Origin of the sequence: Streptomyces sp. NBC_01498 (assembly GCF_036327775.1) — a bacterium.
GTDB lineage: Bacteria > Actinomycetota > Actinomycetes > Streptomycetales > Streptomycetaceae > Streptomyces.
Window position 1 is genome coordinate 2,554,342 of the sequence record NZ_CP109598.1, and the last position, 12,668, is coordinate 2,567,009.

Here is a 12,668-nt window from a genome sequence, read left to right on the forward strand (position 1 = left end):
TGAACATGAACGTGAATGCGAACGCGTACGGAGGGCGGCACATGCCGCACATCACCATTTCCATCGACGGCCCCACGGCCAGTGGGAAAACCACGCTGGCGAGCAGCCTGGCCCAGTTCTTCGGCCTGGCTTTTCTGGACACCGGACTCACCTTCAGGAGCCTCGCCTACGCGCTCTCGCGGGAGCCCGACGGGCAGGCGCGGGCCACCCTGATTTCCGACCTCAGACATCTCCCCGCCGTATACGGCCCGTCGGGAGAGCTGATTCGGAGCCATGCCGTCTTTTTCCAGGAGAAGGAGATCACGGAGGACATCTGGGATTCCTCCCTGGACGACCATCTCAAGAGGGTTTCCAGGGATCCGGATCTGCGGCAGGAAATTCTGCGTGTGCACCGCGACATCGTCGAGGACTGCGGAGATGTGGTCGTCGTCGGACGGGACGTGGCGGTCACCCTTCTCCCCCGCGCGGATCTTCAGATCTATCTGACCGCCGGTCTCGCGGTCCGCAGGGAGCGCAGACGCGCGCAGTACCGCGACCGGGCCGACCGCTCCACGGCGGTCGGGCCCCCGACGGCACACGACGAGGAGAATCGCGTCGCCGTACGGGCGCTTCCCCACCCCCTCGACATCGACTCGACCCACCTTCCCGCCTCCGCGGTATTCGCGAGCGCCCTGAACCGGCTGGGTCGGCATCCCGTACACCTCGGCGAAAGGCGCGATGAGACGTGAGCCTCCACGAACCGGTCCACTCGGACGAGCCGACCCGGGTGCGACAACTCGTGAGCCAATTCTTCGACAATCAGTCCGGGGCGGATGTGGGACCGGACGGCCTGGATGTCCTGCTGAGCGTGGGGGCCGACGCGAGGGACGACTGCGCGGTCTACGACATCGGCTCACCGATGAGTCTGGTGGTCGGCTCGGACTACGTTCGAGGGCCGAAGTTCATCCTGCATGAACTGGGGCATCTGTCGGACTTCGACATCGGCTACTACCTGGCGGTGGCCAACATCAGTGACATAGCCGCGATGGGCGCCACTCCCATCGGTCTGCTCAGTGTCATCCGTTACCCGCACGAGATGGACGACGCCGGATTCCGGCAGGTCGTCGCCGGAATTCATCAGGCGTGCGCGGATTTCGGCACGCTCAACGTGGGCGGCGACATCGGGAACGCCGAACGTCTCATCCTCTCCGGCACGGCCCTGGGCGTCTGCCCGCCCGGGAAAGTCCTGAGGCGATCCGGGGCGCGTCCCGGAGACCTGCTCTGTGTCACCGGAGCGTGCGGCCTCCTGGGCGCGGCGGTCGCGTACTTCCCCCGGCGGGGCACCTTCCCGCGAACGCTGCCGGCGGACAGCGAACAGAAACTGCTGGACAGTTGGAAGAAGCCCCGCGCCCGGGTGGCCGAGGGCCGTGTGCTGGCCCGTAAGCCGTATGCCACGGCCTGCCAGGACACCTCGGACGGACTCAAGGCGACCATCGAGCAACTGAGGGGCGCCAGCGGGGTGGGTTTCCGTGTCAACGCGCGGGACGTTCCGGTGGACCCGGTGGTTCGCGACGTGGCCGACCTCATGGGAGTCGATCCGCTGGCCCTGACGATGAGCGCCTCGTCCGACTTCCAGTTGGCCTTCACCGTCGCGGCGGACGACCTGGCCGCCTGCCGTGCGGAATTCACCTCCACCGGTCTGGATTTCACTGTTATTGGTGAGGCGACGGAGGACGGAGAGGCTCTTGTGGTGGATGACAACGGTGTCCGGCCACTTCCGGGGGTGGCGTGGAAGCATCAGAAGTCAGACATCAGTCTTCTTGCCTCCGGATCGGAGGACACATAGGCAGGGAGGAGGGACACATAGGGAGCGAAAATCCGCGTGATTCTTCCACGTGACGGGACATGGTGAGCCGGGTCGCCCCCGGAATAAAGTAGCTTCATGAAAACGCTCACCGCCAAGATCGCGGACCGATCGGTACTGCTCGCCGCGACTCTGGGCCTGGCGGCGCGTCAATACGACGTGCCCAACGAGCTGTTCTGGTCCGAGACGACGGAAGAGCGTCCCCATGTGCTTCTCGCACTCATATGCACGGTCGGACTCTTCGGCGCCCTCACGCCTTTCCAGGCGTACGCGAGCAGACAAAGAGCGGAGCGCCGCTCCGTCGTCCGCCATCAAGTTCTGCTGCACTTCGGAAAAATGCTGGTCGTGGCAAGAAATGCCCGACCTCCCGTGGAGACCGGCGATCTCAGCCTCCATATATGGCTGATTCGCCGGTCTCTTCGTCATCCCTGGCGCGGATATCTCCGGCGCGTCGCCACGTACCGCCTGGGAAGCACTCCCATCACCAGGTCCTTCGCTCCCGTCAGGGGAGTCGGCGTCGTCGGCCTCTGCTGGAAGCGCAACGGTGAAGTCTCGTACGACGTCCGGACATTGGCCGGCGAGTTGACGAACCGGCAGGAATTCGACACCCGCCGGGCAACTGCGGGCGCCGACGCCGTGATGGGATTCTCCTGGTCTGAATTCCAGCGTGTCTCCCATCGTGGAGCCGTTTTCGCGAGCCCGATAAGAGACCGGAGCGGCGACTTCATCGGATGCATCAGCGTCGACGCCCGGCACGGTCATGACGACATGGACGTGGACGACTTCTGGCACGAGGTGAACTCGCTCTGCTCCCGGCTGGGCCACGACGACTTCGATGTCCTCTGAGGCCCTGACCTGCCGGGGGTCCCGGCCTGCCCCACGCCCATGACCTGTCCGACACCCTGACCTGCCCGAAGCCCAGGATCGTCCGGCGTCTCCGGCCGGCCGGCGCCCCCGTTCCACCCGCGCCCGGCCAAGCCACCCCCGTTTCCCGGCTGTCAGCGAGAGCCCGGCCGGACGTCGGTCAATTCCCTCAGCCCGCCCGGCGTGGCGCCGTTCTTCGTCCAGGCGTCCGGGTCGCAGTTGGGAGCCGCGCGCCTGATTCCGCCACGAGGGTCCTCGACGTCACCGAAATGCCGTGGAATCACATGGATATGAAGGTGGTCGACAGTCCGCCCGGCCGCCCTCCCCTCGTTGACCCCGATGGTGAATCCATCGGGGCGGGACTCCTCGGTGATTCTCTCCCGGGCCGCCAGAATGAGAGCGTAGGCGTCCTGCAACTCACCGGGCGTCAGATCGAAGAAGGATTCCACGTGTCGTTTGGGAACGATTTCCACATGACCAGGAGCGGCAGGAAAATTGTCATAGCGGACGTAAAACGTCTCATTCTCTTGCATGATCCGATTGAGATCAGGACGATGCAACTGGCAGAAGATGCACGAGGAATCATCCCCGCCCGCCGGTGATTGATGACTCATCGTTTGCTCCGCTCACGTTCCGAGGCCGTATCCGCTTCACTCGCGAACAGGGCGGCGTCCGATGCGCCGAGGCGATGGACCAGACCAATATTTAACATCTCAGAACCGTAGCGAAATCCTCCTGGCTCCGCCACTTAGTCCGCGTCTCAATAGGACGAGATTTCGGTGCTCGGTCTGATGGGCGCCCGACAGCAACGTTCAATCACCACGGGTAGTTTCACCCGCGACCGCGGTGACGATTCGCGTGGAGGACGGAGTCGCCGCCCACCCGGCTCGTCTGCATCGATGCCTTCCGGAGTACGCTCGCCGTTCATCCGATGCCGGCTTGAGGGAAACGGTGATGACGGACAGGATCCGGCCGCGGGTGGGTGTCGCGGTGCTGACCATGGGCGATCGCATGCCCGAACTGCTGGCTCTGCTGGAGTCGGTGGCCGGTCAGGACGAACCCCCGGCCCGGGTGGTCGTCGTCGGCAACGGAGCGGTTCTCCCCGAACTTCCCTACGGCGTGACCCAGTTGGAACTGGAGGAGAACCTGGGGGTGTCCGGCGGGCGCAACGCCGCCTGGCGGCGGCTGCGCGACTTCGGCGACGTCGACGTGCTGGTCTACCTGGGCGTCTGGATGGCCCTGACCCTGCTCCGTACGAGATCCCTGTCGGGCCTGCGCGCCTGGTTCGGCGGCTTCGCGGAGGGGATCCGGACCAGTGGGGGCAGCCGGCACCCGATGGGCTGGCGCACGGTGTGGCGGATGTCCCGGCTGGGCCGACCGCCGGTGATCTAGTGCCTGTGGTCCGTCCCGCGAGCGGTCAGAGCGCCGGGATCCGCTTGCGCAGCAGGCAGAACTCGTTGCCCTCCGGATCGGACAGGACGCGCCAGCTTTCGTCGCCCGTCTGGCCGATGTCGACGGGGCGGGCGCCCAGGGCGAGCAGGCGCTCCCACTCGGCTTCCTGGTCGGTGTCGGTGGGGCTGACGTCGATGTGCAGCCGGAGCTTCGCGGGGCGCGGATCGGTGGTGGGGCTGATGACGAGCGTGGGCTGCGGTCCGCCGAAACCGACGCCGGGCGGCCCGATCTCGATGCTTCCGTCGTCCTCCCGGCCGAGTTCGACATAGCCGAGTACCTCGCACCAGAAGGCGGCGAGACGCTCGGCGTCGGCGGCGTCGATGACCAGTTCGCTGATTCGGCATGCCATGCCCGTGAGTGTACGGAGACGGTTGCTGACCTGGGGCGCATTGCCCGTCGGGCTGTCGCGGGGCGCCCGGACCGTACCCGTATGATCCGCTTCGGGGCTCGGCGGTCGTCGGGCGTGGGGTGCATCGTGTGGGGGCGGCGGACTGTCATGGCCCGAAATCGGAGCACCGTGACGGCTGTCGGGCTGGTCGCGCTGCTGGGACTGCTCGGCGGCTGCGCCGGGGAGAAGGCCGACGCCCCGGGCACGAGTGTGAAGGCGAAGGCCACCGGGCCGGCCACCGCACCGCCCGCGAAGGCACCGGGTCCGGCACCGGCGGCGAAGAAGGGCGGCACGGTCGGCCCGAAGGGCTCGGCGTGCGTCCTGCCCGCGACCTTCGACATCGCCGAGAAGTGGACCGCCGGGGCGGTGGAGGTTCCGTTCGCCCAGGGGCCCGTTTCGCTGGCCTGCGAGATCGACGCCAAGCCCGCTGGTCACATCGGCTTCCTGCGCGTGTGGACGGGCGGCACGGCGGACGACGACCCGCGCGAGGCCCTCGAAGCCTTCACCGCGGAGGAGTCCCCCGACAGCGAGGACGCCACGTACAGCGAGATCCCGGTGGGCCCCTACCAGGCCGTGGAGGTCGCCTACCTGGAGAACAGCGAGTTGAACGACTCACCGCAGAAGAGGCGGTCCCTGGCCTTCGCCACTGCGGACGGCCTGGTGGTGATGCACCTGGGAGGCATGGACACCGCCGAACACGAGGCGATGCTCCCGGCGTTCGAACTGGCGAAGAAGAGCGTCCGCGCGGAATCCTGACCGGCCCCGGCCCCCAAGCCCGGCGCGCCGAACACACGGGGCGCGCCCGCCTGTTCGAGGCGGACCAGGACCCGGATACGCGGTCGACCCGGCGGGACCGGACGGGGACAGCTGCCCGCCCCACCGGCGCGCCGCGACGCGGCAATTGGCGGCTCGGCCTCAACCGTCGTTGACGTCCGAGATCCCGCGCACACCGCCGTCGGCGATGCGCGGACCGTCTTCCCACCACCGCGGACGCACCGGAACGCGAGCGGTTACCTCCGTGGGCGTTTCGGTGCCGGTTATGTGTCCCTCGGCCCGACCTTCCACCACGCAACGGCCCCTGCTCAAACCGGTCCCTCCGGCGGAGCCCGCCCACGCGCCGAGTCGTTCGAAAACCGGTGGAGCGGTGCCGCCGTGCGCGATTACCGTGCTGCCGGACCACGTCGTCTGGTGAAGGACACGCCGTTGTACACCCTGTGAGACCTCCCGAGAGCTGAACGGTCGCGCGTCGCGCTGGTGCGCCGCGCTGCTTCTTGCTGCGGATTTCTCACACTGAAACCGGTGTACTCCTGTGCTCACCACCTGGGTGGTCATGCCCACCTGCCTGCCGCTCGTCCGCCGCCGCTGCCACGCGTGCGCGTCCGGGCGCTTCCGGACAAGCGGTAAATTCCGCGTCAACGCCCACCACAAGCTCATCGACGTCTGGCTCCTCGCACTCTGCGCCACATGCGGGGAAACCACGAAGCTCACGGTCCTGGAGCGGACGAATGTGCGCTCCGTACGGCCCGAGCTGCTGGACCGGCTCCATGCCAACGACCCCTCTCTGGCAGCCGAGTTGTTGCGGGATCCGGTCCTGCGGCGCCGTAACCGCGTCGCTCTCGACTGGGACGGCGCCTGGCGCCTCGACACGGGCGGATCGGATCACCTGGACCGCGAGGTGATCGATGTCTCGGTCCGCTTCGCGGCACGGATCCCGGTCCGTCCGGCACGACTGATCGCGGAGGGCCGCGGTCTGTCCCGGTCCGAGGTCGAGAGGCTGATCACGACCGGAAAGCTCGTCGCGGCGGTCCGCCTGAGCGGCACGCTCTCCGGCGACTTCACCTTCACGCTGAAGCGCTGAGCCCTCCCCGTCCCTCCCCGGGAACGACCGGGGCCTGTCCGGCCCGCGTGCCGGACGGGCCCCGGTCGACGGGAGCCGCCTACGCGGTGAACGCTCCGTAGCGCACGGCGAGTTGAAGCATTGAAACGGAGTCGGCGCGCGATGATCGTGTCCTCTCGTGGGGATGGGACGAAACCGCACGCACCGCCCCGCCGCAGGCCCACACAGACGACACCGCCTGGGCGGTCATGAGCATGCCGCCTGCGTGGTCGACAGTCGCGCCGCGGCCCTGGGCAGGGGCCGAACGGGTGCATCTGAGCCGGTCTGCGGGGCGGGCCGCTCCGATCGCGATCTTGCCTCGGCCGCCGGGTTAAGGTCCGCGTGGAAACGCTCCCCTGAGGCAGTTCCCGCTGCTTCCGCCGGCGTCCTTGGAGGCTCGCAGGTATGCCCCGTTCGTACGGCGGGCCGGCGAACGGCCGACGTGGCTTCCTGGCCGGGCTCCCGTCAGGAGCGGCCGCCCTGCTCGCAGCGGTCGCTGCGGTGCTGAGCACGCTGATCATCGCCACGCCCGCCGCCGCGGCCGTGCCCAGTTGCAGGGTCGGGGCGTACGTCACCGACCTCTACGCGGTGGATCCGGTCGCGAGCACCGTGAACGCGGAGCTGTGGCTGTGGAGCGTATGCCCACGCAAGGACCTCGCCGCTGTCCAGCGTCTCGAATTCACCAACGCGACGAAGACGACGCTGACCGCGCCTTCCAGCGAGAAGGTGGACAACGAGTACTGGACTCAGGTCAAAGTGGCCGGGACCTTCCGGCAGACCCTGAACCTGACGAACTTCCCGTTCGACAAACAGGTCGTCCGGATCCAGGTTGAGGAAAACAAACTGGACAAGTCACGGTTCGTCTACCGGGCGGATGCGAAGAACTCCACGTACAACTCCAGGATCCATCCCGGCGACTTCAAGATCACGCGATTCCGGATCGGCGTCGGTGACGCGCTCTACACGACGAGCTTCGGCGATCCCCGGCTCAAACAAGGAGGCAGCAGTCACTACTCCCAGCTGGTGATCGAGTTCCAGCTCACCCGCGTGGACCTCACGAGTTTCGGCAAGCAGATCCTGCCGGTATATGTGGCTCTCATGGTCGCCCTGATCTCGTTTCTGATCTGGTCGAAGGACAACGAGGTCGCCATGGTCGCACGGCTCGGGATTCTCGGTGCCGCGCTCTTCACGATCATGCTCAACCTGCGGGCAGTCGACGAGGCGCTGGGCACCTTCCTGAACGTGACGCTGGTCGAAGAGATCCACTTCATGAGCCTGCTCTACGTACTGGTCGGCGTCGCCAACGCCACCTACGTCATGAGGCTGTTGACCGATCCCATGGCAGAATCGGCGGCGCGGCGCTTCAACAACCGCACTTTCGCCATCGCGACGGGCCTGTACCTCATCGCCAACATCGTCGTCATCGCCCTCACCGTGTCGTTCTGAGTCTCCGGGAGGCGGTGGAGGCTCGCCGACGCCGTCGCATCCGCACTCATACCCACCAGTGCGCTGAGCCGCGCGGCCAGGTTCGCCGAGATGGAAGCCCGAGGTTCGTTCCGGACTGTGACGCGCCAGGCCGCACCGTGGGCGCACGCCCGGACGCGCGCCCCGACGCCAGTCGCGGCTCGCAGGTATCGGGCAACTTAGCGCCCGGAGTGGGGATTTGGCTCTCTACAGACACTTACCCCTGGTAAAACTGCCGTATATCTTGACGTTAATGGTCCAGACCAATACGTTCCTGTGCGCACCGCAGAACACCGCTCCCTTCCGGCACACGCACAGGAAACGAGCCTCATGCCTCGAAAGCACTTTTCCCGGCTGGCCATCGCCGCCCTCTCCCTCGGCCTTGTGGCCACCCTCGCCCCCTCGGCGGGCGCCAGCCCCGCCCCGCAAGGAGCCAAGCACGGCTCGCACGGCTCGCAGGGCTCGCAGGGCGACAAGCACGGCTCGCACGACCGGCACGAGTCGTACAAGCGCGTCGGTTACTTCGCCCAGTGGGGTGTGTACGGGCGGAACTACCAGGTCAAGGACATGGACACCAGTGGGGCCGCCGCGAGGCTGACCCACATCAACTACGCCTTCGGGAACGTCAGCGCCGAGGGGAAGTGCTTCACCGGCAACACCCCCGGAGAGTCCGACGCCTGGGCCGACTACGGGCGCCCGCTGGATGCGGCCGGATCCGTCGACGGGGTGGCCGACACCGACGACCAGCGCCTCGCCGGCAACTTCAACCAGCTGCGTGAGCTGAAGGCGAAGCACCGCGGTCTCAAGGTCCTCATCTCGCTGGGTGGTTGGAGCTGGTCCAAGAACTTCTCGGACGCCGCCCTCACCCCCGCCTCCCGCAAGGCGTTCGTCTCCTCCTGCGTCGACCTCTACATCAAGGGCAATCTGCCCGTCGACGGCACTCGCGGCGGCGCGGGCGCGGCGGCCGGGCTCTTCGACGGGATCGACCTCGACTGGGAGTGGCCCGGTTCGGCCGGCGACGTCGGCACGGTGTTCCGCCCCGAGGACAAGCAGAACTTCACGGCGCTGGTACGGGAGTTCCGCGCGCAGCTCGACGCGTACTCCAAGTCCCAGAAGGGCCGCCACGGCCACGGGAAGCCCAAGCACTACGAGCTGACCGCCTTCGTCCCCACCGCCCCCGCCAAGATCGACGCGGGCTTCGAAGTCGCCAAGGTCATGCGGGACTTCGACTTCGTGAACCTCCAGGGATACGACTTCCACGGCACCTGGGAGCCCACCACCGCCCAGCAGTCCGCGCTCTTCGCCAAGCCTGACGACTTCAGTGTCAACCAGACGGTCAACGACTGGCTGCGGCGCGGCGCCCCGGCGCGAAAGCTCGTGGTCGGCATGCCCTTCTACGGCCAGGGCTGGACCGGCGTCTCGGGCGAGGGCAACGGCATGGGCCAGCCCGCGACCGGCGCCGCTCCCGGCACCTGGGCGAACGGCAACGAGGACTACAAGGCGCTGAAGAAGCTCGCGGACTCGGGAGCGTTCACCGTGCACCGTGACCTCAGGAACGGTCACGCCTGGCTCTTCGACGGTACGACGATGTGGACCTACGACGACCCGCAGGTGCTGCGCACCAAGTCCGCGTACGTCCGTGCCAAGGGACTCGGCGGCGCGATGTTCTGGTCGCTGGACGGGGACACCGCCGACGGCGAACTGATCAAGGCCGTCGACCGCGGCCTGGACCGCCGGTAGTTTCCTGCCGACAGCACTCCGCCGGGCGGATCCTCATGGGTCCGCCCGGCACCTGGTTGCGGCCGACCCTTGTCCGACAAGTGGGTCGAAGGCGTCGTCCGAGTTCCGCCGGCTGACGGCGAGGATGTCAAGGTCACTCGCCGGGCGAAGACCCCCGAGCACGGCCGAGCCGTGCAGACAGGTGCCGAGGAGTTCCGGACCCAGTACATCGCGTACGAGACGGACGGTCTGGTCACGTTGATCCATTGGGCCGGTGTCCTCCGGCCCCGGTCGGGATGCGCGGCTCAGCCGTCGAGCGTCCCCGCCTTGACCGCTCCCACGAACGACGTCCAGCCGGTGACCGGGAAAACGAGCACGGGGCCCTGCGGGGTCTTGGAGTCGCGGACGGGGACGATGGGGTGGCCGTCGGCGACCTCCAGGCAGTTGCCGTTGCTTCCTCCGCTGTAGCTCGACTTCCGCCACGCGGTGCAGCGCTCACTGCTGACCATGTTCGTGTTCCTCCGCTACAGCCCGGACCAGGGCCAGTGATTCTTTGAGTGACAACGCGTCACTGAGGGCCAAATCGTACGCCGCCTGGCAGTGGCTAACCAGGGCCGGATCGTCCATCAGGTGGCCGGTTTGGAGACCTTCGACGTACGCGACCGGAGCCGCGTCCTCGAAGCTCATCAGGTCGAGGGGGCTCTCCATCAAGGAGTGCTCCCCCGCTCCGAAAGGCATTACGTGCAGCCGCAGTCGTCCCGTCTCGGCCATGTCGACGATCTTGCGTAGCTGGACCGCCATCGCCAGCGGCCCTCCGACACGGCGTCGGATGACGGCCTCGTCCAGCAGCGTCCACAGTACGGGGCCCGACGCCCCCTCAAGCATCTCGGCCCTTTCCGTTCGGTTGACCACAAGTCTGTCAAGCTCCTCCGTGCGGTAGTTCGGGCTGTACGCGCGGAATACCGCACGGGCGTAGTCGCCGGTCTGCAAAAGGCCCGGCACGAGAGCGAGACCCCACTGTCGGATCTCAACGGCCTGCTTCTCCAACTCAGCGACGGCGGAGAAGAATTGGGCGAACTTGGAGTCCAGGTCCTCCAGCCACCGCTCGAAGAACCCGTCCGTCCCCAGCACTTTGTCCAGCCGCTTCGCGTCCGCCGGGCTCGGCAGGCGGCGGCCCGCCTCGTAGTGGCTGATCAGCGTCGGCGAGCACATCATCTCCTGGGCCACCGCGTCCTGCGTCATGCCCAGCGCCAAACGTCGCAGTTTGAGCTCCTCCCCGTACTTCTCCCGAGGACTGCGTGGCGCCCGTTGTTCCATCATGCGTTCAACTCCCACCTTGAATGGCTCGTTGTCAAGATCGAACCTCTTCACAGGCTAGCTCCAAGCACCGCAATCTGTGAGTGAAATGTCACAGAGAGCAACTTTGGAGAAATCGATGAACTCGGACCTCGGAGATTCCGTCGTGCTCCGCTGGAGCCGGCACCCGCGCTGCGTCGGGCTGGCGCGGTGGGAGTTGCGGAAGGCGCTCACGGTGTGGGGGCTCGCGCCGTTGGAGGAGGCGGCCGTGCTCGTACTGTCGGAGCTGCTGACCAACGCCGGGCGGCATGCCCGCGTTTCGCCGGGGCGGGAGATCGAGACCTGGTACGTACGGCTGGCCGACACGCTGCGGATCGAGGTGCACGACGCCTCGTCGGACTGGCCCGAGGTGCGCGAACCGGATCTGGAGGCGCCCGGCGGCCGGGGGCTCACGCTCGTCGCGGCGCTGGCGGACAGTTGGGGGGTGAAGGACCGTAACGGGCCCGGGAAATGCGTCTGGGCGGAGCTTGCCCTCCCCCAGGGCTGACGGGTTCCGGCGGGAACAGCCCGGCGGGAAGAGCTACGCGCCGCTCAGCGAGAGCTTCGCCGCGAAGCCCAGGAACAGCGCGCCGATCGCCGAAGTCGCCGCCGCCGAGAGGCGCTTGCGGCGGCGGAAGGCGGAGGCGAGTGCCGTGCCTCCGAATATCAGCCCTGTCAGGTAGAGGAGGCTGACCGCCTGCGCGATCACCCCGAGCACCAGGAACGAGAGTTCCGGGTGCGCGTAGGCCGGGTCCACGAACTGCACGAAGAAGGAGATGAAGAAGAGGATCGACTTGGGGTTGAACAGGCAGATGAGGAACGCCCGCCGGAACGGCCGCTCGTCCTCGGCCCTCAACTCCTCGCCCGCCACGGCGACTCGTTCGTCCACCGGGTTCTCGTGCCGCGTACGCCAGATCGACCAGGCCGTGCGCAGCATGCCGAAGGCCAGGTACGTGAGGTAGGCCGCGCCCGCGTACTTCACGACGGAGAAGGCCAGTTGGTTGGTCTGGAGCAGGGAGGCGACTCCCGCCGCCGAGAGGACCATCAGTGCGGCGTCGCCACAGAAGACACCGGCGGCACCCTTGTAGCCCTCGCGGACACCCCGGCGGGCGGCCAGCGACAGGACGTAGATGGAGTTCGGCCCCGGCAACAGAATGATCATGACGACGCCGACGAGATAGGTCGGCAGATTGGTCGCACCCAGCATGCGGCGGAGTATGGCACGGGCTTGCGAAGGCCGACGAGCGGGTATCGCGAGGGCCCGGCCCACCCCTGTGCGACCTGGTCGGCGGCGGGATCGCGCGCCGGGTGGATGCGGAAGCGGAAGATCGAAAACGTGGCATTCGGCCCGTCGAATTCCGCGCGCATGATTGGCGGTCAAATGCGTTGCGGGACAGGGAATTTGTCCGGGCGGCGAAGAGACGAAGACGAAGATGCCGCTACCGCCACCGATGAGCCGGGGCGTGAAGTCGCCCCCGTTCATTCCGGGCGGCGACGGATCCGTACGAACGAACGGACCCTCGGACGTGCGGACCTACGGACGTATTCGGGCACGGCTCTCCCGCGTGGACCCGTTACTCCCCCGCGAGTGCCTCCCACACCGGGGAGAAATGTCGACCCCACATGCCGTACGTCCTTTATGGGCGCTTCGTTCGAGCCAGTCGTGGCAGCGGCACTGCGAGGGCTGGACCCCGGCCCCCTCCCCTCCCGTCTCAGCCCCTCCCCTC

The 12,668-nt window shown here is 67.3% G+C and carries 14 protein-coding genes and 1 pseudogene; 9 read left to right on the forward strand and 6 right to left on the reverse strand.

The window, feature by feature from the left end; translation table 11 throughout:
* Positions 1-5 precede the first annotated feature (5 nt).
* The 3 genes from OG875_RS10590 (at position 6) to OG875_RS10600 (ending at position 2,689) form a co-directional block, all read left to right on the forward strand.
* Positions 6-728 carry a (d)CMP kinase gene (locus OG875_RS10590; protein ID WP_330173974.1) on the forward strand — a complete coding sequence of 241 codons (723 nt, stop codon included), beginning with the start codon at positions 6-8 and terminating at the stop codon, positions 726-728.
* Positions 725-1,825 carry a thiamine-phosphate kinase gene (thiL, locus tag OG875_RS10595; protein ID WP_330173975.1) on the forward strand — a complete coding sequence of 367 codons (1,101 nt, stop codon included), beginning with the start codon at positions 725-727 and terminating at the stop codon, positions 1,823-1,825. The genes OG875_RS10590 and thiL overlap by 4 nt, the downstream gene beginning before the upstream one ends.
* Before the next feature lie 96 nt (positions 1,826-1,921).
* On the forward strand, positions 1,922-2,689 hold the full coding sequence (locus tag OG875_RS10600; RefSeq protein ID WP_330173976.1) for a hypothetical protein: 768 nt from the start codon (positions 1,922-1,924) through the stop codon (positions 2,687-2,689).
* Between the two features lie 152 nt (positions 2,690-2,841).
* On the opposite strand, the gene OG875_RS10605 is transcribed toward OG875_RS10600, so the two are convergent.
* Positions 2,842-3,321, reverse strand: a complete 480-nt coding sequence (locus OG875_RS10605) for an HIT family protein (protein ID WP_330173977.1) — start codon at positions 3,319-3,321, stop codon at positions 2,842-2,844.
* A gap of 340 nt (positions 3,322-3,661) precedes the next feature.
* Here OG875_RS10605 and OG875_RS10610 point away from each other — a divergent pair, with 340 nt between their 5' ends.
* Positions 3,662-4,099 carry a glycosyltransferase family 2 protein gene (locus OG875_RS10610; protein ID WP_330173978.1) on the forward strand — a complete coding sequence of 146 codons (438 nt, stop codon included), beginning with the start codon at positions 3,662-3,664 and terminating at the stop codon, positions 4,097-4,099.
* Positions 4,100-4,124: 25 nt separating this feature from the next.
* Here OG875_RS10610 and OG875_RS10615 read toward each other — a convergent pair whose 3' ends face one another.
* Entirely contained in the window at positions 4,125-4,508 is a 384-nt protein-coding gene (locus OG875_RS10615) for a VOC family protein (RefSeq protein ID WP_330173979.1), read from the reverse strand.
* Between the two features lie 168 nt (positions 4,509-4,676).
* Here OG875_RS10615 and OG875_RS10620 point away from each other — a divergent pair, with 168 nt between their 5' ends.
* The 4 genes from OG875_RS10620 (at position 4,677) to OG875_RS10635 (ending at position 9,627) form a co-directional block, all read left to right on the forward strand.
* Complete coding sequence (locus OG875_RS10620) at positions 4,677-5,303, forward strand: lipoprotein (protein WP_330173980.1); 627 nt, start codon at positions 4,677-4,679, stop codon at positions 5,301-5,303.
* 553 nt (positions 5,304-5,856) lie between these two features.
* The gene (locus OG875_RS10625; protein WP_330173981.1) at positions 5,857-6,405 is read left to right on the forward strand and encodes a DUF1062 domain-containing protein; all 549 of its coding nucleotides are present in this window, start codon (positions 5,857-5,859) and stop codon (positions 6,403-6,405) included.
* Positions 6,406-6,828: 423 nt separating this feature from the next.
* Positions 6,829-7,869 carry a hypothetical protein gene (locus OG875_RS10630; RefSeq protein WP_330173982.1) on the forward strand — a complete coding sequence of 347 codons (1,041 nt, stop codon included), beginning with the start codon at positions 6,829-6,831 and terminating at the stop codon, positions 7,867-7,869.
* A 348-nt stretch (positions 7,870-8,217) separates the two neighbouring features.
* On the forward strand, positions 8,218-9,627 hold the full coding sequence (locus OG875_RS10635; RefSeq protein ID WP_330173983.1) for a glycoside hydrolase family 18 protein: 1,410 nt from the start codon (positions 8,218-8,220) through the stop codon (positions 9,625-9,627).
* Positions 9,628-9,720: 93 nt separating this feature from the next.
* Here OG875_RS10635 and OG875_RS10640 read toward each other — a convergent pair.
* From OG875_RS10640 to OG875_RS10650, 3 genes and pseudogenes are all read right to left on the reverse strand, one after another.
* A pseudogene (locus OG875_RS10640) lies at positions 9,721-9,873 on the reverse strand (nucleotidyltransferase); the annotation flags it as partial.
* A 38-nt stretch (positions 9,874-9,911) separates the two neighbouring features.
* A complete protein-coding gene (locus OG875_RS10645) occupies positions 9,912-10,115 on the reverse strand; it encodes a DUF397 domain-containing protein (RefSeq protein ID WP_330173984.1) in 204 nt (67 codons plus the stop codon).
* Positions 10,102-10,926 carry a helix-turn-helix domain-containing protein gene (locus OG875_RS10650; RefSeq protein ID WP_330177695.1) on the reverse strand — a complete coding sequence of 275 codons (825 nt, stop codon included), beginning with the start codon at positions 10,924-10,926 and terminating at the stop codon, positions 10,102-10,104. The genes OG875_RS10645 and OG875_RS10650 overlap by 14 nt, the downstream gene beginning before the upstream one ends.
* A 115-nt stretch (positions 10,927-11,041) precedes the next feature.
* Here OG875_RS10650 and OG875_RS10655 point away from each other — a divergent pair, with 115 nt between their 5' ends.
* Positions 11,042-11,449 carry an ATP-binding protein gene (locus OG875_RS10655; RefSeq protein WP_330173985.1) on the forward strand — a complete coding sequence of 136 codons (408 nt, stop codon included), beginning with the start codon at positions 11,042-11,044 and terminating at the stop codon, positions 11,447-11,449.
* Positions 11,450-11,482: 33 nt separating this feature from the next.
* On the opposite strand, the gene leuE is transcribed toward OG875_RS10655, so the two are convergent.
* A complete protein-coding gene (leuE, locus tag OG875_RS10660; RefSeq protein WP_330173986.1) occupies positions 11,483-12,148 on the reverse strand; it encodes a leucine efflux protein LeuE in 666 nt (221 codons plus the stop codon).
* Positions 12,149-12,668: the final 520 nt, after the last annotated feature.

Coding starts and splice junctions, on each gene's coding strand:
- OG875_RS10590 (WP_330173974.1), top strand. CDS start 6: ATGAACGTGAATGCGAACGCGTACGGAGGGCGGCACATGCCGCACATC.
- OG875_RS10600 (WP_330173976.1), top strand. CDS start 1,922: ATGAAAACGCTCACCGCCAAGATCGCGGACCGATCGGTACTGCTCGCC.
- OG875_RS10605 (WP_330173977.1), bottom strand. CDS start 3,321: ATGAGTCATCAATCACCGGCGGGCGGGGATGATTCCTCGTGCATCTTC.
- OG875_RS10610 (WP_330173978.1), top strand. CDS start 3,662: ATGACGGACAGGATCCGGCCGCGGGTGGGTGTCGCGGTGCTGACCATG.
- OG875_RS10615 (WP_330173979.1), bottom strand. CDS start 4,508: ATGGCATGCCGAATCAGCGAACTGGTCATCGACGCCGCCGACGCCGAG.
- OG875_RS10630 (WP_330173982.1), top strand. CDS start 6,829: ATGCCCCGTTCGTACGGCGGGCCGGCGAACGGCCGACGTGGCTTCCTG.
- OG875_RS10635 (WP_330173983.1), top strand. CDS start 8,218: ATGCCTCGAAAGCACTTTTCCCGGCTGGCCATCGCCGCCCTCTCCCTC.
- OG875_RS10645 (WP_330173984.1), bottom strand. CDS start 10,115: ATGGTCAGCAGTGAGCGCTGCACCGCGTGGCGGAAGTCGAGCTACAGC.
- OG875_RS10650 (WP_330177695.1), bottom strand. CDS start 10,926: ATGATGGAACAACGGGCGCCACGCAGTCCTCGGGAGAAGTACGGGGAG.
- OG875_RS10655 (WP_330173985.1), top strand. CDS start 11,042: ATGAACTCGGACCTCGGAGATTCCGTCGTGCTCCGCTGGAGCCGGCAC.
- leuE (WP_330173986.1), bottom strand. CDS start 12,148: ATGCTGGGTGCGACCAATCTGCCGACCTATCTCGTCGGCGTCGTCATG.